Raw genomic sequence first — 19,729 nt, forward strand, 5'->3', positions numbered from 1 at the left:
AATTGTGAGTGCGACACGCACCGTTTATTCCGAGAGGCAACGCAACTGAAAACCGTAGCTGCGGTAATACGTGCTGCTCGGATAGAGCCACCCCACACCGAAGTACAAATCCAGTCCGTTGATGTCGCTTGCGGCCGAAGACCAGCTGTACCCGCAGCGGCCGCCGTTCCACAACGCGCCCTCGTTGCCGCCGTGACAGCCCGGGGCGGGGTAAAAGGGCGGTTTGATCGGCCGCCGATTCCATCGTATCCCTCCGGTCGGTCGAACTCCGGACAAACGGAACCGTTCCGTAGAACATGGCCTCTCTTTCGCTATCTTTGTCGAAACCCAATCCCGCTTTTCTTAGATTATGGCCAAACTGAAAAAAAGCTATTTCTGTACCGCCTGCGGCAACGAGTCGCCCAAATGGGTCGGCAAATGTCCGGCATGCGGACAGTGGAATACCTATACCGAAGAGATCGTCGCCGCCAAAAGTACACCCCTGACTACCAATAATTTCTTCAGTCTTTCCGCCGGGTCGGGCGAGCGGAACCGGCCGATTCCCGTTCATCAGGTACAGCGTGCCGCCTTCGAACGGATCGACTTGCTCAATCAGGAGGTCAATCGGGTGCTCGGCGGCGGATTGGTGCCCGGCTCGCTCGTGCTGCTGGGCGGTGAACCCGGGATCGGAAAATCGACGCTGGCTCTCCAGATCGCGGTGCGGATGGAGAACTCCCCGATTCTGTATGTCTCGGGCGAAGAGAGCCCCGAACAGATCAAAATGCGCGCCGACCGGATCGGGGTACTCAACGAACAGTGCATGATTCTGAGCGAAACGTCGCTTGAGAACATCATCACCCAGCTGACCGAGAACACGCCGGAACTGGTGGTGATCGACTCCATACAGACGCTGTACTCCGAACGGATCGAGTCTTCGCCCGGGAGCGTCAGCCAGGTGCGCGAGTGTGCCGCCATGCTGCTCAAGTATGCCAAAGAGACCAAAGTGCCGGTGCTGATCATCGGCCATATCACGAAGGAGGGGGCGATTGCGGGGCCGAAGATTCTGGAACATATCGTGGATGTCGTCTTCCAGTTCGAGGGGGACAGCAACAACGCCTACCGCATCCTGCGGAGCATCAAAAACCGCTTCGGGGCGACCAACGAGATCGGTGTGTTCGAGATGCGGAACGAGGGGCTGCGCGAGGTGGACAATCCGTCGGAAATCCTGGTCTCGCACTATGACGAGCCGTTGAGCGGCATCGCCATCGGGGCGACGATCGAGGGGGTGCGGCCGTTCCTGATCGAGACGCAGGCGCTGGTCAGCTCTTCGGCTTACGGGACACCGCAGCGGTCGGCGACGGGGGTGGATTACAAACGGCTCAACATGTTGCTGGCGGTGCTCGAAAAGCGGGTGGGGTTCAAGCTCGGGACGAAGGACGTCTTTCTGAACCTCGCCGGAGGGTTCCGGGTGGCGGATACGGGGCTCGACCTGGCGATCATCGCGGCGATTATCTCGTCGGGGCTGGACATCGCGCTGGATACGGATATCTGTTTCGCGGGCGAGGTGGGCTTGTCGGGCGAGGTGAGGCCGGCTTCGCGGACGGAACAGCGGGTGACGGAGGCGGCGCGGCTGGGATTCCGCACCATCGTGGTGTCGGGGTATGCGCGCAAGGCGCTGAGCCATGTGCCGAAGGGGATTGAAATCGTCTATGTGAGCCGGGTGGACGAGCTGGCCCGGCGGGTCTTCGGGAATCGGTAGGAACGGATGTGTGCCGATCCCTGAGTTTTGCGGAGCGTGAGGTGCGTGGTCAAAGAATGGGGTAGAGGCTGCCGCAGAAATGCGAAGCATTTCCTGTCCACGGGACGTGGGGCCCGCGCGGCCTGAGCGCAGTCGAAGCTTGACCGCGCGCCGACGCCTTGGGCGATTCAACTGTTTCGGCTAATCGCCGAAACAGTTGAATCGCCCAAGGCGCGCGAGAAAAATGCGAACGAAGCTCATCCCGCGCGCGACCGCTGGAGTAGGAAATCATCCGAACGCGAGATGCGTGTTTGGAATAGGATTTCCGCCAGCGCGCGGGAAAAATGCGACAGGTGGCGGAGCGACAGCGGAGCCGCAGTGAGGCGGATACGAGGCGGAGAATTGGGGCGAGCTTTTGCGACTCGCAGAGTCGCGCAGTCCGTCGCCACCCCCGGCGGCGGGCTGCAACTCAACGGAGCTCATTGCGCCTCCGCTGGCGCCGCACTGCGATGGATTTTCAGCCCGCGCGGTTCTACGACACGCCCCGTTTATTCCGAGAGGCAACGCAACTGAAGACCGTAGGCGCGACGGTATGCAAAGCTGGGCTCGAGAAAGGCTGGACGGAATTCTAACCATACTCCGTAATGGCCGTTCACCAAAGAGGAATAACTGTATCCTTGGCTACCGACATCACCCGGCCCGCCCGAACCGGCACCGCGGTAGCCCGGGGCGGACGAATTTTTAAAGGACTAATCGATAGAAATATAACGATATGGAATGTCAACAAGGCCCGCGGAATACGGCTTGTCCGTGCAGTGCGACGGGGTGCGCCCGTCACGGATACTGCTGCCAGTGTGTGGCGCATCATCGAAGCAGGGGGCAGCTGCCGGCCTGCTTTTTCCCGAAAGACGTCGAACTGACCCACGACCGGTCGATCGAGCGGTTGGCCGCCACGTTTGCCGAACGCGGAGCGTGGTGGAAAAAACCGACCGAAAAATAGGGCGGAAATAAAAGGGATCGGAGCGCGATAAATCCTGAGAGGCAACGCAACTGAAAACCGTGGCCGCGATTGTGCGCGTTGCTGGGGTTGAGGTTCTGCGTGTTGAAGTCCAAATACCGCACCGTGACGTCGCCCGTCACCGGCGTACACGACCAACTGTACCCGTTGTTGCCGATGTTCCTTGCTATGCCCTCCCAGCCCGTACGACCGAAGTCGCGGTAGCCCGGGGCGGGAACCGCGCACGGCGGCGTGTTGTGAGCGGCCGCTCGATGGGCGGCGGAGGCGGGCCCCTTTCGAGAAACGGGGCGGAGGCCCTCCGTCGCGGCAAATAACTACCCCCCCCCGCCTGGTGTAACCGAGGAGGAAAAAGAGGGGGCAGTGGGACGCTGAATTTATCGTTCGCCCTGCCGGAACGCATACGCTCCGGCACTCCGGAACCCGTGTGCTCCGATCCCGATACCGCAAAGAAATAAAAAATCGCCGTTCGCCCCGTCGGTCGATTGCCGGATATTTTGGGTATCTTTGCCCCTCCATACGTTTTACGGACACCCGCGCCCCGGTGGGGCGAGGTGGCCGAATCATCGAAACAGCTCTAATTGACAAATGATTACGGTATCCAACTTAGAAGTCCAATTCGGCAAACGCGTCCTGTTCAAAGACGTGAATCTGAAGTTTACGCCCGGTAACTGTTACGGGGTGATCGGTGCCAACGGAGCGGGGAAATCGACCTTCCTGCGCGTCCTTGCCGGCGACGTCGACCCGACGCGGGGGAGTGTGGCTTTCGGGCCGGGCGAACGGCTTTCGGTCCTGAAACAAGACCACTTCGAGTTCGACCAGCATACTGTTTTAGACACCGTGCTGATGGGGCACCAGCCGCTGTGGGAGATTATGCAGGCCAAGAACGCGATCTATGCCAAGGAGGACTTCTCGGAGGAAGACGGGCTGCGGGCGGCGGAGCTGGAGGAGAAGTTCGCCGAGATGGAGGGGTGGAATGCCGAGAGCGATGCCGCCGAACTGCTCAGCGGGCTGGGGATTAAGGAGTCGCTGCACTACTCGCTCATGGGCGAGCTCAATGCCAAGGAGAAGGTGCGCGTGCTGCTGGCCCAGGCCCTGTTCGGGAAACCGGACAACCTGCTGCTCGACGAACCGACCAACGACCTGGATGTCAATACTATCATGTGGCTCGAAAACTACTTGTCGAACTACGAGAATACGGTGCTCGTGGTGTCGCACGACCGCCACTTCCTCGACGCGGTGAGCACGCACACCATAGATATCGACTACAGCGACATCAACCTCTTCGCGGGGAACTACAGCTTCTGGTATCAGTCGAGCCAGCTGGCCGCCCGGCAGCAGGCCCAGCAGAACAAAAAGGCCGAAGAGAAAAAGAAGGAGTTGATGGAGTTTATCCAGCGCTTCTCGGCCAACGTCGCCAAGTCGAAGCAGACCACTTCGCGTAAAAAGATGCTCGAAAAACTCACGATCGAAGAGATCAAACCGTCGATGCGGAAGTATCCGGGGATTATCTTCCAGCCGGAGCGCGATCCGGGGACGAAGATTCTGGCGGTGGACGGCCTGACCTACTCCACGCCGGACGGCGAGACGTTGTTCCGCAACCTCTCGTTCACGATCGAGAAGGGGGACAAGGTGGTCTTCCTCTCGCGCGAACCGCGGGCGGTGACGGCGCTGCTGGAGTGCATCACGGGCAACCTCGCGCCGGAGGCGGGGATGATCGAGTGGGGGGTGACGATCAAGTCGGCCTACCTGCCGGTCAACAATACGGCCTTCTTCAACTCCGACCTCTCGATCATCGACTGGCTGGCGCAGTACTCGCCGGACACGAGCGAACTCTTCCTGCGGGGCTACCTCGGGAAGATGCTCTTCAGCGGCGAGGAGGTCTACAAAAAGGTGAGCGTCCTGTCGGGGGGCGAGAAGATGCGCTGCATGATCGCCCGGATGATGATCGAGAATCCGAATACGCTGGTGCTCGACTCGCCGACGAACCACCTCGACCTGGAGTCGATCCAAGCCTTCAACAACTCGCTGGTCTCGTTCCCGGGGATCGTCCTGATGACGTCGCACGACCACGAATTCATCGAAACGGTCGCGAACCGGATCATCGAGATCACGCCGAACGGGATGGTGGACAAGTATATGGAGTACGACGAGTATATCCTGAGCGAAAAGATCCGGGCGCAGTTGGATGCGTTGTACCAGTAATCCGATTTCATTATGAGTATAATCGATCTGTTCCGGAAAAAAGACGCCGGCGAAGCGCAGCAGGTGACGCTCGAACAGGGGCTGGAGAAGAGCCGCGAGGGGATCTTTTCCCGGCTGTCGCGGGCGGTGGTGGGCAAATCGCGGGTCGACGAGGAGGTGCTCGACGAGCTCGAAGAGATTCTCATTACGGCCGATGTGGGGGTGGATACGACGCTGCACATCATCGAGCGTATCGAAGCCAGAGTGGCGAGGGACAAGTATCTGAATGCGGCGGAGTTGAACACGATTCTGCGGGAGGAGGTGACGGCGCTCTTGGCGGAGGCGCCGGCGGCGACTTCGTCGTCCGACCTGGGGATGCTGTTCGAGAAGGATGCGGCGGGCAATCCGTTCGTGCTGATGGTCGTGGGGGTCAACGGGGTGGGGAAGACGACGTCGATCGGCAAGCTGGCGGCCCGGCTCACGGCGGCGGGCAAACGGGTCTACCTCGGGGCGGCGGACACGTTCCGGGCGGCGGCGATCGACCAGCTGGAGGTGTGGGCCGAGCGGGCGGGGGCGCGGCTGGTGAAGCAGCAGATGGGGGCGGATCCGGCTTCGGTGGCCTTCGACACGCTTTCGGCGGCGAAAGCGGCGGGGGCGGATGTGGCGATTATCGATACGGCGGGGCGGCTGCACAACAAGGTCAATCTGATGAACGAGCTGACGAAGATCCGGAACGTGATGCAGAAAGTGGTGCCGGATGCTCCGCACGAGGTGATGCTGGTGCTGGACGGTTCGACGGGGCAGAATGCGTTCGAACAGGCGAAACAGTTCGCGGCGGCGACGCAGATTACTTCGCTGGCGATCACCAAGCTGGACGGGACGGCCAAGGGGGGTGTCGTGGTGGGGATATCGGAGCAGTTCCGGATTCCGGTGCGGTATATCGGTGTGGGCGAGGGGATCGACGATTTGCAGGTGTTCGACGGGGCCCGGTTCGTGGCTTCTCTTTTCGGAGACCGGTGATCGGGGGGGGGTGGGGTGCTACCGTGGCGGAGCGGTTGTCTGGGGTCGAGGCTGGTAGTAAAACACCCTGTGGGTGCGAGAGGCAACGCAACTGAAGACCGTAGGCGCGGTAGTCCGAGTAGTTGACGCCGAGGTACTGCGAATGGAAAAGTAAATCCAGGCCGTAGACGCCGCTCGTGGCGGACGACCAACTGTATCCGCCGCCACCGACGTAGCTCGGTTCGCCAGTGGATCTTTCGCGGAAGCCCGGGGCGGGCCGCGCTGGGGTATTGTCTCGCGCCGTGCAGGCCGTCCGGTTGTCGGATCGGGCGGAAACAACCTCTTTGGGAAATGAATGTCATCGATATCATAGCTTGTATCATCCTCGTGTGGTGCGTGTGGAGCGGCTGGCGCAGCGGAATCCTGGTCCAGCTCAGTGGCATTGTGGGGGTCGTGGCCGGGGTATGGGTGGCCTACCGCTTCTCGCAGGCTATCGGGCAGTGGCTCGACCTGAAAGAGATGCCGGCTGAAGTGCTCTTCGTCGTGGTGCTCATCGGTGTGATGATTGGCGTGATACTGCTCAGCCATTTGGTGACGCGACTGCTGAGGGCGGGGGGATTGGCCGGGCCGCTGCGGGTGCTGGGAGCGTTGTTTGCCGTGGCGAAAGGGATGCTGCTGGCGGCATTGGCGGTGATGGCGCTGGAGGCGATCCGGCCGTGTCTGTCTGAAAAAAATCGGGCTTCGTTCGACCGAACGGCGAACGAAGCCCGTAGTTATTCCCTCTTGAAAGGGGTTGGAGAATATGTGTTCCCTTATATCGTCGGCGGGGTCAAGGCCGCGGCGAACGACCTTTATCCGACGACCGAACCGGCCGGAACCTCTCCGGCTGCCGAATCGTAGTCCGTCGGCGCTACGATCGACAATGCGCCCGTGGGCGACTCCGCCATCAGGATCATGCCCTGGGACTCGATCCCTTTAAGCACCCGCGGCGCGAGGTTCACCAGCACCAGCACCTGTTTCCCGACCATCTCTTCGGCGGTGAAGTATTCCGCAATGCCCGAGACGATCGTTCGCGTATCCAATCCCGTATCTACCGTCAGTTTCAGCAACTTCTTGGTCTTTGGCACCGGTTCGGCTGCGATGACTTTCGAGACGCGGATATCCATCTTCGCAAAGTCGTCGAACTGTACCGTCTCGTCCTTCGCCGGAGCGACCGTCGCATTGGCCGCTGCATTCGCAGCCTTGGTGGCGGCGAGTTTGGCCAGCTGGGCCTCGACGACCGAATCCTCGATCTTTTCGAACAGCAGTTCCGCTTGGCCCAGCTCGTGTCCCGGCTCCAGGAGGGTCAGGCAACCGATGTTGTCCCACTTCAATTCCGAAGCCGGCAGGCGCAACATCTCGCGCAACTTGACCGCCGTGAACGGCAGGAACGGTTCTGCAGCGATCGCCAGCGAGGCGGTGATCTGCAAAGCGATGTTCAGGATGGTCGCGACACGGTTTTCGTCGGTCTTGACGACTTTCCACGGCTCGGTGTCGGCTAAGTATTTGTTTCCGAGCCGCGCGAGGTTCATCATCTCTTTCAAGGCCTCGCGGAAACGGTAGTTTTCGATGTTCTGCTCGATGGCCTCCTTGAGCGCCGGAAGTTGTGCGATGATCTCCCGGTCGTAGTCGGTCAACTCGCCGGCGGCCGGCACTTTCCCTCCGAAATATTTGTGGGTCAGGACCAGTGCCCGGTTCACGAAGTTGCCGAAAATCGCTACCAACTCGTTATTGTTCCGCGCCTGGAAGTCGCGCCAGGTGAAGTCGTTGTCTTTGGTCTCGGGCGCGTTGGCGCACAGGACGTACCGCAGCACATCCTCCTTTCCGGGGAATTCGTCGAGGTACTCGTGCAGCCACACGGCCCAGTTCCGCGAGGTGGAGATCTTGTCGTTTTCGAGGTTCAGGAATTCGTTGGCGGGGACGTTCTCCGGGAGGATGAAGTCTCCGTGTGCCTTGAGCATCGACGGGAAGACGATGCAGTGGAAGACGATGTTATCCTTGCCGATAAAGTGGACGAGTTTGGTCTCGCTGTCCTGCCAGTAGGGGCGCCATCCCTCCGCGTCGCCACGGTCGGCGAAGAGCTCTTTGGTGGCGGAGATGTATCCGATCGGGGCGTCGAACCAGACGTAGAGCACTTTCCCCTCTGCCCCCGGAACCGGTACGGGAATCCCCCAGTCCAAATCGCGGCTCACGGCGCGAGGCAGCAGTCCTCCGTCCAGCCAGCTCTTGCACTGGCCGTAAACGTTGCTCTTCCAGGTCTCGCCTTCGCCGGCGGCCGAGTGTCTTTCCAGAATCCACTGTCGCAAAAATGCTTCGTACCGATCCAACGGCAGGAACCAGTGCTTGGTCTCACGCAGCACCGGCGTGGCTCCGGTGATCGCAGATTTCGGGTTGATGAGCTCGGTCGGCGACAGGGTCGAACCGCACTTCTCGCACTGGTCGCCGTATGCGCCTTCGCTCTGACACTTGGGACAGGTGCCGGTGATGTACCGGTCGGCCAGAAACTGACGGGCTTCGGGGTCGTAATATTGCTCGGTGGTCTGCTCGATAAAGTCGCCCTGGTCGTACAGCTTCCGGAAAAAGTCCGAGGCGGTGCGGGCGTGGGTCGGGCTGCTGGTTCTGGAGTAGATGTCGAAGCTGATTCCGAACCGCCGGAAGGCGTCTTTGATAATCCCGTGGTATTTGTCCACGACGTCCTGAGGGGTCACGCCCTCTTTCTTGGCTTTGATGGTGATGGGCACGCCGTGCTCATCCGATCCGCAGATCGAAATCACGTCTTCTCCCCGTCCGCGAAGGTACCGGACGTAGATGTCGGAGGGTACGTAAACGCCGGCGAGGTGCCCGATGTGCACGGGGCCGTTGGCGTAGGGCAGGGCGGAGGTCACTAAATATCGTTTCGGTTGCTTCATCTCGAATGATTATATAGCCGTATGTTTTGGTTAGGTGGTCTTGTGCTGATTTGGCTGGAACTGCCGCTTTCTTTCAAGAAAGCGGCGCAAAGAACTTTTAGTTAGCTACGCTACTCCTTAGGCTCCGCAGTCCTCAGTCTCTGCAATTGCTTTTGGGTCGGGGTTCTCCGGGCGCGTTGGGGTAATTACCGCCTTATACGCGCCCGGAAGAATCCCCGGCCCAAAGAAAAGTCCGAAAGTTGGGCTGCCGGTAGCTTTAGGATGCGTGAGCATCCTCTAAAGTTTTTTTGGTTCTTTTTGTTCACAAAAAGAACAGTACCCTCCAGTTATGCAAGGCACAAAACTCAACATACAAATATAACGTATTTTCAGGGTGAGGAGAAGAATTCGATTGTTTTTTAGAAACCTTTCATGTAATATTGTTCTCTGTATGAGACATTTTTGTAGTTGTTTGGTTGTCGGTTTAGTTCTGCTGTGGCGGCAGGGTGCGGTCGGAGTGCGTCGGATGCCGATGAGGCGCAGGTGCCCACGGTTCGGTTGTCGATGGACGAAGCGCCCTTGGCCGATACGGCCGCCGGACGACTGTTCCGGAATCCCTCGTATGTCATGCTGCGCGGGAGAATGCTGGGCAGTATCAGCCAGTTGCTCGATTGGCGTGACAGGTATGTGATTTTCGACCGGAAACAGAATTACGTCTATCTGTTCGATACGACCGGACAGTTTATCCGTCAGGTGGGGCAGGCCGGCAAGGGGCCGCGGGAGTATGTGCGGCTGAGCGGCGTGGCGTTGGCGGGGGATACGCTGGTGCTCTATGCCGACCAGCCGAACAAGCTGATGTATTACGACCGGGCCGGAGATTTTCTCGGAGAGCGGCCTGTGGCGCGTCGGTATTGCTTCTTGGAGGGGATCAGGTATGGGGGTGTCGATGGCAGGGTCTATGGCGTGATGCCCGCAAACCGAGGAGCCTCAGGGTATACGATCGCCCGGCTGACGAAAGACGGGACGGACGGGGTGGATTTTCTGCCGTTCGAGGAGTGGCCGGCGGCGGTGACGGCGGGGGCGATTCTGACGGCGGCGGACAGCGGTGTGCTGTGGATCAGCCGGCCGTTCGACAACCGGGTCTATCGCGTCGATCGGACGAACGGGGAGCCGCGGGCGGTCTTCCGGCTCGACTTCGGGGCGGGGAACATGCCGGCGGGATACACGGAGGGGCTGGACGACTACGATGTGATTCTGAAAGCGAGCAAGGAGGGGATTGTTTTCCATGCGGCGCGGCCGTGTCAGGTGGGTGACCGGTTGCTGATCGGGACGTTCGGCAACTATTTCCTGATCGATTTAGCGGACGGGACGGCCCGGAAGGTGGAGTCGATAGCGGTGGGAGACGGGGTCGAGGGGCAGTTCTGGGGCTATGTGCCGATGGAGTATCAGAGCCGTCGGCTGGTGCTTCAGCTGATACCGGAGCGGGTGCAGGCGCTGGCGGGGATGGGGCGGATGACGGTGACGCCGCAGGTGGATTCGTTGTTGCAGGCGAATGGGGAGCTGGAAAATCCGATATTGATGATTTATGAACTGGAAGATTAGCGTTTTGAGTCTCTCCGCATGGGCGGTCGGGCTGGCCTCCTGCGGCGGGCCGGACGACCGGCCGAAGTCTGTGGAAGAATTATTCGAGGGACGAGAGGTGCCCTGTACAACCGAGCGGATGGACTTCGACGAGCGGGAGATGGTCGAACCGATTTATATCGCTTGTCTGGACAATAGCCTTTTGATCGGGAACTTCTTTACCGATCCGCAGGTGACGGTTTATGATCTGGATTCGCAAAAACGGGTCGGCGCATTCCTCCATAAAGGACGGGCGAATAATGAAATCCTGCAGGTGGACGGGGTGGATTGTTGCGACGGCAGGATATATGTCTATTCGGGCAGCGACCGGAAACTGGCGATCACCGATCGCGCCGGGTTGCGGCAGACTCCGGTGCCTCTGGAGGTGCGGACTGTGAGCGAGATTCCGGATGGGCACGGGTATGGCCGGTATCCGATTTGCGGAGGCCGATTCGTGTCGACGGGGTATCAGTCTTCCCGTCCCGACTGTCAGTTCTTTTTGACTGACAGCTCATTGTGTGAGGTTAAGGGGTTCGATGCCTATCCGGAAACGACGGCGACTGCGGGATTGACCCCGGCGGAAATGGCGCTGGGGTATAATGGGAATGTGAAGGTCTCGCCGGACGGTTCACATTTTGTCGCTACGTCGAGACAGGGGGCGGTCTGGAAGTTTTTCGATTGTCGGACGGATTCCGTGCCGGTCAAGACGGCGGAGTATTTGTTCGAAATGCCGGTGTTCTCGGGTGTCTCCTCGGGTTCCCGTTCGACGGTGCGTTTCGACCCGGACAATGTGCAGGGGGTGTTGTCGGCGACGTCGGACGATCGTTATTTCTATCTGTTGTACAGCGATCGGAGGCCGTGGCGGGATTGGCCGCGGGAGTCGGATGTCGTCTATGTCTTCACGCACGAGGGGAAACCGGTGCGTAAGGTTCGGCTCGATGTGCCGGTGGGATGGATCGTGAGCGGGGCGGAAGGCGAGGCGCTGTATCTGATCAAAGCTACCGACAAGGGGTATCAGGTTCGGCGGGTCGTGTGGGGGAATCAGCGTTGAGTGATACACGATGAACTGAATAACACAGGGGCTATGCTTCGACGGCATAGCCCCTGTGCGTTTGTGAGGACAAAGAGGAGTCTTTTCTTATTCCCGTTCCAGTTGTTGCCAGATCAAGGCCGAAGCCCCCAGCACCGCCGCGTTCTTTCCGTCGATCCCCGACGGCAGCAGTTTCACCTTATTCCTGAAGTTCGAGAGCATGTGCATCTCCATATACTTCTTGGTCGGTTCGAAGATGTACTTCCCGGCCTTTGCCAACCCGCCGAAAAGGAAGATCGCTTCCGGCGAGGTGATGGTCACCGCGTCCGCCAAGGCCTGTCCCAGAATCATCCCGGTGTACTCGTACGCCTCGATAGCGAGTCTGTCTCCATTGAGCGCCGCCTTGGTGATCATCTCGGCGGTCAGGTCGTTGTAGCTGATGTTCCGGAATTCGCTGTCTTCGATGTGGTCGGCCAGCAGCTTGAATGCCGTCCGCTTAATCCCCGTCGCCGACACATAGGTCTCCAAGCATCCCTTTCTCCCGCATCCGCAGACCCGTGCACTGGCGGTCTTGTTGACAATGACGTGCCCGAGCTCCCCTGCAAAGCTGTCGTGTCCGTAGACCAGCTGTCCGTTGGCCACGAAACCGCTCCCGAGTCCCGTCCCTAAGGTGACGACGATAAAGTCTTTCATCCCTTTCGCCGCCCCGTAGACCATCTCGCCGATGGCTGCGGCGTTGGCGTCGTTGGTGATCAGCACGGGAATGGTCGGGTAGTACCGTTTCATCTTTTCGACGAACGGAATGACGCCTTCCCAGATCAGATTGGCGGCGTATTCGATCGTACCGTTGTAGTAGTTGGCATTCGGCGCTCCGATCCCGATCCCGATGATTTCGAACTCGCCGTCGAGGTTCTTCATCAGGCCCTGGATGCCGATGTAGAGCTCTTCGAGGTATTGGTCGAAGTCGGGAAATTTCTTGGTGGGCACGACTCCTTCGCCGTACATGTTCCCCTCGCGGTCTACGAGACCGTAAACGGAATTTGTCCCTCCGATGTCGATGCCTACTGCTAATTGCTTCATGGTATGTAAGTTTTTGAAAATCGTATGGATATCCAAATATAGGAATATTTTGTGAAATGACGTCTCGCAGGGGGAGAAATCTTTTTCCGATGGGGGCGGAAGGAGACGATGCGGGGGGTGTGCCGGGGGCGACCGGGCGGAGATTTTAGCGGTATATTGGGCGTGGGTCGGAGCCAGCGTGGCCGGAAACGAGCCCTGCAAAGTTGCGGCCCGCCGCTTGGGGAGGCTTTCGGCCCGTGCGGTTCTGGGAATCGCAAGAGCAGGCTTTGGTCTGTCGGGTTCGGGCTGCGCGCTCCGGGGGTGGGCCGCAGGCCCAGCGCGCAAGCCCGGCGATTCTGCGAATCGCGCTACTCGCTCTCGGCCCTAAGCTTAGCTCCATACACAGCCCAATTCTCCGCCTCGTGCCCGCCTCACTGCGGCTCCGCTCCCGCTCTGCCGCGTTTCGCGCGCCTTGGGCGATTCTCTCTTTTTCGGCTCATCGCCGAAAAGAGTTGAATCGCTTCTTAAGGCGTCGGCGCGCGGGTTTGTTAATGCGTTTTTGAGTCGCCCGCGGCAATTCTCGTTGGTTGGCCTAACGCCAACCAACAGAATATGCCCTTTTAGGCGTGCGGGCGACTGTTGAGCTTTGAGCCGGATAGAACTGCCCTTCCGCCGGGCGGGCGGTGCGTGCCGCACTCCCAATTGGCCGCCTCTACCCTAACAGGATAGAACTGCCCTGCGCGGGCGGCGTCCGGGTGACCCCGGCGGGACGGAGCGATACTGCGTATCGCTATGGCCGCCTCCGCCACCGTTTATTCCGAGAGGCAACGCAACTGAAGACCGTGGGCACGGCCGTTTTGGGCATTGACGAGATGGCGTTGCGTGCCGAAATCCAGATATCTGCCATTCATGCCGCTGATCGTCGAAGACCAGCTGTAACCGTAATTGCCGGGACCTATTGGCGCTCCCGTTTTTCCCATATTGCCCCCGTCGCGGAAGCCCGGGGCGGTCAGGACTCTTTGTGCAGCACGATCAGGCTGTTCTCTTCCGTCACCCGATAAGTCCCCTCGGGGAGCTGGATCGAGGCTCCGGGTTCCAGCATGATGACGCGTTGTTTCCCGGCCTTCGGAACCGCCGTGTCGTCCGGCCCGGGTCGATGTAGCCGGATGCCTTGCGGTGCTGCCGTAACGATCCGGGAGGTGTTCCCGATGCCGAACCGGGCGCCGGGCGACAGGAAAATATCTGCTTTCGCATCGCTATCGTGTGATTGCGCAGTCCGGTCGGGTTCGCTTTCCGGCGAAGTTTTCACGGTCAGCTGCGTCACGTCGAAGTTCCCGTTGTTATACGACCGATGAGTCAGGCTGCGGACTTCGCCCGCCGCACGAATCTCGCCGTTGTTGAACGCCGTGCCCTCCAGATGGTCGACGTTGCCGACGCGGATATTCGCTTCTCCATTGTTGAAAACTTTCAGGCTGACCTCCGGAGTGTTTGACAGGCTGCCCTCGAATTTCGCGCTGTTGAAGACCGAAATCGAGAGCCTGCCGGTAGCCCTCAGGTCGGTGCCGATCACCTCTGTTCCGTTGAAGCAGACGAATTCGGCATTTTGGAATTGTATCGTCCCCAAACGGATCTCTCCGTGGCTGGCAGCGCTTAGTTTGTGCAGGTCATCGACCGTGATGACGGCCCGGGCCTGAAATCCGGATTTTGCATGGGCGAAGATGCTCCGATTGTTCTGCAAGGGGACGCGACGGGTATTGTAAAGCCGCAGGACTCCCTGCTTCAACGAATAACGTAGGGTATCCGACAGGTTTTCGGCCGTACTGGCGGATGATATAAATCTTCGCTCTTCATCCGGAGCGGTCGGACAGGCAGGGATATCGGCCGGAATCTCCAGCAGGATTCCCGCCGGGTTTCCTTGGCGAATCTCTACGTCGAAGTTCCCCGCGAGGAAAATCTCGCGGATCGGCTCGCCTTCGAAACAGGTCAGGGTGCGTGTCTGCGGCGCCTCCTGAGCCGCGGCGGGGCCGAGCAGGCCGGAGAGGAGGGCGGTCGCGCCAAAAACGAGTTTCAGGGTGTGTCTCATAGGGCTTACAGGTTTAGATGCAAAATCGAATGAAGGGTTATTCCGCTTTCAGCGAGCGGATCGGATTGGCGCGCAGCGTGATCAGAATCCGGCTGCCCACCGTCGCCAGCGTCACGGCGGCCAGTATCCCCACCGGCACGGCGAAGAGCCACCAGCTGGTCCCGATCCGGAACGGGTAGCGGGCCAGCCAGCTCTGCATGGCATACCACGCCAGCGGGATGCCGATCGCCACAGCCGCCGCTATCAGCCAGACGAACTCGGCTGACAACGATCGGAAGAGGTCGAGCCCCGTCGCGCCGAACACCTTGCGCACGCCTAACTCCTTGCGTCGGTGGTTGGTCGAGAAGAGCACCATCACCCACAGCCCCACCACCGCGACGAACAGGGCCAGGCCCGAAAACAGGGCGAAAACCCGTCCGAAACGGCTCTCTTCCTGATATTGGGCGTCGTAGAAACGGTCGATGAAGAAGCGGTCGAAGGTCGATTCCGAAAAGAAACGCTGCCACTCCGTCTCTGCCGTCCGGAGCAGTTCGTCGATCGGGGCGTTTTCGGCGAATTTCACCGAAACGAACTTCTGAGGCAGCCACCCCAATGCACTCTCGCGGATCAGCATGATCGGCGTATAGCCGTTCCGCAGCCCCTGCTGGTGATAATCTTTCACTACGCCGACGATCTCCATCGGCCGGTCTTCGCGGGTTTCGACCGTCACGAACTTTCCCACCGCCTCGTCCGGCGTGGCGAATCCCAGCGCCCGGACGGCCGCTTCGTTGACGACCATCCGGTTCTCGTCGCCCGTGAACTCCGCGCCGAAGCCTCGTCCGGCCACCACCGCCAGTCCGTAGGTCGCGATATAGTCCTCGTCCGCCACCAGCATCTCGTACAGCCGGTTCTGTTTCGTCGCGTCGCTCGTCAGCCGGTTCGAGAGGAAGGTCGCCACCTCCATCCCCGGCACGGCGTTCGAGAGGGTCACCCGCTCCACCTCTTTCCGCCCCTCCAGGGCCCGTTTGTAGGCCTTCATCCGCTCCGGCAGGTCGGACATCGAGCCCGGATAGCGGATGGCGAAGATGCGTTGGGTCTCCACCCCTAACGGTTGGGCCCGCATGTAGGCCAGTTGGCGGTCTACGGTGAAGGTGCTCGCGATCAGCACCAGCGAGGCGGTGAATTGCAGGACGGTCAGGCAGCGACGCACGGCTCCCGCCCGGCCGGTGCCGATGTATTTCCCCTTCAGGATCGTGGCCGGCCGGACGTTCGAGATAACGAAGGCCGGATAGGCGCCCGACAGCAGCACGCCGAGCAGGAAGATGCCTCCGCCGGCGATCCAGAACGCCGGCCGGTCGAGCATCACGAAGCCGATTTCGCGGCCGGTCAGCCGGTCGAACCACGGCCCGAAGAGGGCCACGGCTCCCGCGGCCAGCAGCAGGGCGGCCGAATTGATGACGGCGGACTCCAGCAGGAACTGGCCGATCAGCTGGCGGCGCGTGCCGCCCGAGACCTTCCGGATGCCCACCTCGCGGGCCCGCTCCAGCGACCGGGCGGTGGCCATGTTGATGTAGTTGATCCATGCGATGGCCAGAATCGCCAGCGCGACGAGGGTCAGGGTGGTCACCGCCGCCCGGTTTCCTTTGGCCTCGCGTTCGTATTTTTTCCACGGGGTCAGGTGGACGTCGGCCGCCGGATTCAGCGACACGCACCAGGTCTTGTTCCGCAGCGCCTCGTCGCTCTTGTAGCGTTCCGCCATCTCGGGGAAGGCCTTCTCCACTGCCCGCGGATCGACGCCCGGGGCCAGTCGGACGTAGGTGTAGACTTCGTGCCGGTACCAGAACTCGTCCAGCCAGGCGGGCAGGCTCTTCCACGAGAGGAAAAAGTCGAACTGAAGCTGCGAGTTGCGCGGCATCTCCTCCAGAATGCCCGTCACCTCGCAGCTCAGCTCTCCCTCCGGCGAGTGGAAGCGCAGGGTCTGGCCCATGGGGTCTTTGCCGAGGAAGTATTTCGCGGCGGCGTAGGGGGTGATGACCACCCGGTTCGGCCCGACTAAAGCGGTGGCCGGGTCGCCCTCCCGGAGCCGGAAACCGAAGAGGTCGAAAAACGCGGGGTCGACGGCCGTCACGCTGTTCTCGCGATACTGCCGGTCGCCGTGGCGGACGATCTGTTCGGTGCCGTGGATGTCGAACCGCACGAACTCCTCGACGCCCGGAATGTGCCGCTTCATGGCGGGGCCGTAGCCGTAGGAGGAGGTGCCCCAGTCGTCGGTCAGGGTGCTGCCTTCGTAGAATTGCGCTTCGACCCGGTAGAGCCGCTCTCCGTCGGGGTGCATCGAATCGTAGCTCCGCTCGAAAACGACGTAGTTGAGGATCAGCACCGCGACGGCCATCCCCACGGCGAGCGAGAGCAGATCGACCGCCGAGAAGAGTTTGTGCCGTTCCAGACGGCGGAAGGTCAGGAGGAGATAGTTTCGGATCATGCGATGGAGGATTGGAGGATGATTCGGATGAATCATCCTCCAATTTGGGTGCCAAACGGGTTTGTGTGCAGATAGTCAGCGAGATGCGTGAAATGAAATTTTCCGAAGTGTCAAATTTTTAGACACCGGATGTCTAATTTTTGGACACCTTTTCCGGCCGGCCGTCACCGGGTGGCGATGCGGATCGAGACGCGGGTGCCGCCGCCTCCGGGCCGGCTGTCGAGGTTCAGCTCGCCGCGGATCGAACTGATCCGCGAGGCGATGTTCGACAGTCCCATCCCGGTCGGTTCGGCTTCGGGGTCGAAGCCGCATCCGTCGTCGGACACGCACACCGAAATCCGATCGCCGTCGGCCTGCATGTCGATCGTCAGGTTGGCGGCGCCGGCGTGCTTGAGGGCGTTGTTGATCAGCTCGCATACCACCCGGTAGAGAATCACCTCGCGTTCGCGTTCGAAGCGGAGGTCGCGCATGCCTTCGGCCCGGAAAACGATCCGGGTGGAGGGGCACATCGGCTGCAGCTTGTGGACGAAGGTGTTGATGGCCCGGGCCACGCCGAAGTTGTCCAGGATGTGCGGGCTGAGGTTGTTCGAAATCTCGGTCAGGCTCTTTACCGCCTCGTTGACCACATACTCGGTGTTGGCCAGAATCTCTTTCTGGGTCTCGTCGAGCGGCTGGCGCGAGAGGGCCGACACGCTCATCCGGACGGACGAGAGCAGGGGACCCAGGCCGTCGTGCAGCTCTTTGGAGATGAGCTGGCGCTGGTTCTCTTCGGCCCGGATCACGGCGCTCAGGAGCCGTTTCTCGCTGTTCCGCCGCTGCTCCTCGCGCAGGGCGATGTAGCTCAGAATCTTCTTCACCATAAAGACGCCGACGGCGAAACAGAGCGAGGTCGCGATGCCGACCCAGACGTAGTACTCCTCGCGCATCACGATGATGCTGGTGCGCCCGTCGGTCAGTTCGGAGAGCTGTCGGGCGAATTCGTCGAAACGCATCACGCACATCAGTACCAGAGCGATGGTGATCAGGATCCACGAGGAGTTGAACTTGGTCCGCCGGGTCAGGCGCACGGCCACGCCGGCGGCGAAGATCTGGAGGACGATCGAGATGACGAGTAAGACGAGAAGTACCATATCGGAGGATAAAGATAGGATTTTTCCCGTTGCGGTGCCCGGGGCGGGACGCCCGGGGGGCGGCCGCGGGCGATTTAGGTATAAATACCCACGGCCGGGGGGCGGCTTTTGCCTACTTTTGCAGATGATACGGGGATGGCCGCTTCGGGACGGCGGAGGCCCGGTCGAAAAACAAGTACGACAGACATGGAACGATTTATACCTACCCGTTATACGCTGACCTGTGTGGCCTCGGGCCGCGAATTCGAGGACGAGGGATGGACGCTCGACGATCCGGAGTGCGGAGAACCGTCGCTGGTGAGGGCCCGCTATGCGGAGCGGCAGCTCAACGTGCGGGACGACGCTTACGGCATCTATCGCTTCTGCGACTGGCTGCCCATCCGGCGGACGCTCCGCGGGAGCCATGCGCCGGTGACCTATAAGAGCCGGAAACTGGCCGAATATCTGGGGCTGGAGAACCTCTATGTCACCTTCAGCGGCTACTTTCCGGAGGTGGGGGCAGGGATGACGACCTGCTCGTTCAAGGAGACGGAGGCCTACAACGTCTGCGCCCGGCGGGCGGAGGACGAAAAACGCGTGCTGGTGGTCGCTTCGGCGGGCAATACGGCGCGGGCGTTCGCCAAGGTGTGCTCGGACAACCGGATTCCGCTGCTGCTCTCGGTGCCGGAGGACAACATCGACGCGCTGTGGTTCGAGGAGCCGCTCGACCCGTGCGTGAAACTCATCGCGCCGCGCTGCGGAGGGGACTATTTCGATGCGATTCACCTGAGCAATCTGGCGCTCTCGTCGCCGCGGTGTTATGCCGAGGGAGGGGCCAAGAATGTGGCGCGGCGGGACGGGATGGGGACGACCGTGCTGTCGGCGGTGACGACCATCGGCGAGATTCCGGACTACTATTTCCAGGCCGTGGGGAGCGGAACGGGGGCGATTGCAGCCTGGGAGGCCAACCTGAGGCTGATCGAGGACGGGCGCTTCGGGAACAAGCTGATGCGGCTGATGGTGTCGCAGAATGTGCCGTTCACGCCGATGTACGACGCCTGGCGGGCGGGCTCGCGCGAGATGCTGCCCTACGACGCCGATCAGGCGAGGGCCGATGCCGAGGCGATCGACGCCAAGGTGCTCTCGAACCGGAAACCGCCGTACAGCTTGCACGGCGGGCTTTACGACGCGCTGGTGGCGACGGACGGCGATGTGCTGGTGGCGACCAACGAAGAGGCGCGCGAGGCGCGGCGGCTCTTCGAGGAGCTCGAAGGGGTGGATATCTATTCGGCGGCCGGGGTGGCGCTCGCCACGCTGATCCGGGCCGTGCGCGAGGGGCGTGTCGAACGTGACAAGATCGTGATGCTCAACGTGACGGGGGGCGGCGAAAATCGGTTCCGGCGCGAGCGGGGGAACAAAGTCTGGAACCTGCGGCCGCACCGTGTCTTCCCGCTGGATGCGGACAAGGAAGAGGTGGTTCGGGCGGTCGAAGAGCTGTTCGCCTGAGAGGCGGCGGGTGCCGGAC

General features: G+C 60.9%; 15 protein-coding genes. 8 read left to right on the top strand and 7 right to left on the bottom strand.

The window, feature by feature from the left end:
- Positions 1 to 24: 24 nt before the first annotated feature.
- Positions 25 to 174: a hypothetical protein gene (locus QZ292_RS03445; RefSeq protein ID WP_294597877.1), complete on the bottom strand. Its 150-nt coding sequence runs from the start codon at positions 172 to 174 to the stop codon at positions 25 to 27.
- 175 nt (positions 175 to 349) lie between these two features.
- Here QZ292_RS03445 and radA point away from each other — a divergent pair, with 175 nt between their 5' ends.
- The 5 genes from radA to QZ292_RS03470 all read left to right on the top strand — a co-directional run bounded on the left by radA (position 350) and on the right by QZ292_RS03470 (position 6,815).
- Positions 350 to 1,738: a DNA repair protein RadA gene (radA, locus tag QZ292_RS03450; protein WP_294597879.1), complete on the top strand. Its 1,389-nt coding sequence runs from the start codon at positions 350 to 352 to the stop codon at positions 1,736 to 1,738.
- Between the two features lie 751 nt (positions 1,739 to 2,489).
- Positions 2,490 to 2,717, top strand: a complete 228-nt coding sequence (locus tag QZ292_RS03455) for a DUF6485 family protein (protein WP_294597881.1) — start codon at positions 2,490 to 2,492, stop codon at positions 2,715 to 2,717.
- A gap of 603 nt (positions 2,718 to 3,320) precedes the next feature.
- The gene (locus QZ292_RS03460; protein ID WP_294597882.1) at positions 3,321 to 4,937 is read left to right on the top strand and encodes an ATP-binding cassette domain-containing protein; all 1,617 of its coding nucleotides are present in this window, start codon (positions 3,321 to 3,323) and stop codon (positions 4,935 to 4,937) included.
- Positions 4,938 to 4,949: 12 nt separating this feature from the next.
- Positions 4,950 to 5,936, top strand: coding sequence for a signal recognition particle-docking protein FtsY (gene ftsY / locus QZ292_RS03465; protein ID WP_294597884.1), 987 nt, complete (start codon positions 4,950 to 4,952; stop codon positions 5,934 to 5,936).
- Between the two features lie 330 nt (positions 5,937 to 6,266).
- A complete protein-coding gene (locus QZ292_RS03470; protein ID WP_294597887.1) occupies positions 6,267 to 6,815 on the top strand; it encodes a CvpA family protein in 549 nt (182 codons plus the stop codon).
- Here QZ292_RS03470 and metG read toward each other — a convergent pair.
- Positions 6,767 to 8,863, bottom strand: coding sequence for a methionine--tRNA ligase (metG, locus tag QZ292_RS03475; RefSeq protein ID WP_294597890.1), 2,097 nt, complete (start codon positions 8,861 to 8,863; stop codon positions 6,767 to 6,769). The two genes, QZ292_RS03470 and metG, sit on opposite strands and share 49 nt — an antisense overlap.
- Before the next feature lie 447 nt (positions 8,864 to 9,310).
- On the opposite strand from metG, the gene QZ292_RS03480 reads away from it, so the two are divergent.
- Positions 9,311 to 10,444: a 6-bladed beta-propeller gene (locus QZ292_RS03480; protein WP_294597892.1), complete on the top strand. Its 1,134-nt coding sequence runs from the start codon at positions 9,311 to 9,313 to the stop codon at positions 10,442 to 10,444.
- Positions 10,428 to 11,513, top strand: coding sequence for a BF3164 family lipoprotein (locus QZ292_RS03485; protein ID WP_294597894.1), 1,086 nt, complete (start codon positions 10,428 to 10,430; stop codon positions 11,511 to 11,513). The genes QZ292_RS03480 and QZ292_RS03485 overlap by 17 nt, the downstream gene beginning before the upstream one ends.
- An 87-nt stretch (positions 11,514 to 11,600) precedes the next feature.
- Here QZ292_RS03485 and QZ292_RS03490 read toward each other — a convergent pair whose 3' ends face one another.
- The 5 genes from QZ292_RS03490 to QZ292_RS03510 all read right to left on the bottom strand — a co-directional run bounded on the left by QZ292_RS03490 (position 11,601) and on the right by QZ292_RS03510 (position 18,225).
- The gene (locus tag QZ292_RS03490) at positions 11,601 to 12,572 is read right to left on the bottom strand and encodes an ROK family protein (protein ID WP_294597897.1); all 972 of its coding nucleotides are present in this window, start codon (positions 12,570 to 12,572) and stop codon (positions 11,601 to 11,603) included.
- 791 nt (positions 12,573 to 13,363) lie between these two features.
- Positions 13,364 to 13,531, bottom strand: coding sequence for a hypothetical protein (locus QZ292_RS03495; RefSeq protein ID WP_294597900.1), 168 nt, complete (start codon positions 13,529 to 13,531; stop codon positions 13,364 to 13,366).
- A gap of 29 nt (positions 13,532 to 13,560) precedes the next feature.
- On the bottom strand, positions 13,561 to 14,634 hold the full coding sequence (locus tag QZ292_RS03500) for a DUF2807 domain-containing protein (RefSeq protein ID WP_294597904.1): 1,074 nt from the start codon (positions 14,632 to 14,634) through the stop codon (positions 13,561 to 13,563).
- Positions 14,635 to 14,671: 37 nt separating this feature from the next.
- A complete protein-coding gene (locus tag QZ292_RS03505) occupies positions 14,672 to 17,095 on the bottom strand; it encodes an ABC transporter permease (RefSeq protein WP_294597907.1) in 2,424 nt (807 codons plus the stop codon).
- Between the two features lie 164 nt (positions 17,096 to 17,259).
- On the bottom strand, positions 17,260 to 18,225 hold the full coding sequence (locus QZ292_RS03510) for an ATP-binding protein (protein WP_294597910.1): 966 nt from the start codon (positions 18,223 to 18,225) through the stop codon (positions 17,260 to 17,262).
- Positions 18,226 to 18,411: 186 nt separating this feature from the next.
- Here QZ292_RS03510 and QZ292_RS03515 point away from each other — a divergent pair, with 186 nt between their 5' ends.
- Positions 18,412 to 19,710 (top strand): cysteate synthase, encoded by a 1,299-nt coding sequence (locus QZ292_RS03515; RefSeq protein WP_294597913.1) that lies wholly within the window; start codon positions 18,412 to 18,414, stop codon positions 19,708 to 19,710.
- Positions 19,711 to 19,729: the final 19 nt, after the last annotated feature.

It is taken from the genome of uncultured Rikenella sp. (assembly GCF_910577125.1).
In the GTDB taxonomy this organism is placed as follows: Bacteria; Bacteroidota; Bacteroidia; order Bacteroidales; family Rikenellaceae; genus Rikenella.

Excerpts from the sequence above, each read along its gene's own strand:
- radA (WP_294597879.1), top strand. The coding sequence starts at position 350 with ATGGCCAAACTGAAAAAAAGCTATTTCTGTACCGCCTGCGGCAACGAG.
- QZ292_RS03455 (WP_294597881.1), top strand. The coding sequence starts at position 2,490 with ATGGAATGTCAACAAGGCCCGCGGAATACGGCTTGTCCGTGCAGTGCG.
- QZ292_RS03460 (WP_294597882.1), top strand. The coding sequence starts at position 3,321 with ATGATTACGGTATCCAACTTAGAAGTCCAATTCGGCAAACGCGTCCTG.
- ftsY (WP_294597884.1), top strand. The coding sequence starts at position 4,950 with ATGAGTATAATCGATCTGTTCCGGAAAAAAGACGCCGGCGAAGCGCAG.
- QZ292_RS03470 (WP_294597887.1), top strand. The coding sequence starts at position 6,267 with ATGAATGTCATCGATATCATAGCTTGTATCATCCTCGTGTGGTGCGTG.
- metG (WP_294597890.1), bottom strand. The coding sequence starts at position 8,863 with ATGAAGCAACCGAAACGATATTTAGTGACCTCCGCCCTGCCCTACGCC.
- QZ292_RS03485 (WP_294597894.1), top strand. The coding sequence starts at position 10,428 with ATGAACTGGAAGATTAGCGTTTTGAGTCTCTCCGCATGGGCGGTCGGG.
- QZ292_RS03490 (WP_294597897.1), bottom strand. The coding sequence starts at position 12,572 with ATGAAGCAATTAGCAGTAGGCATCGACATCGGAGGGACAAATTCCGTT.
- QZ292_RS03495 (WP_294597900.1), bottom strand. The coding sequence starts at position 13,531 with ATGGGAAAAACGGGAGCGCCAATAGGTCCCGGCAATTACGGTTACAGC.
- QZ292_RS03500 (WP_294597904.1), bottom strand. The coding sequence starts at position 14,634 with ATGAGACACACCCTGAAACTCGTTTTTGGCGCGACCGCCCTCCTCTCC.
- QZ292_RS03505 (WP_294597907.1), bottom strand. The coding sequence starts at position 17,095 with ATGATCCGAAACTATCTCCTCCTGACCTTCCGCCGTCTGGAACGGCAC.
- QZ292_RS03510 (WP_294597910.1), bottom strand. The coding sequence starts at position 18,225 with ATGGTACTTCTCGTCTTACTCGTCATCTCGATCGTCCTCCAGATCTTC.
- QZ292_RS03515 (WP_294597913.1), top strand. The coding sequence starts at position 18,412 with ATGGAACGATTTATACCTACCCGTTATACGCTGACCTGTGTGGCCTCG.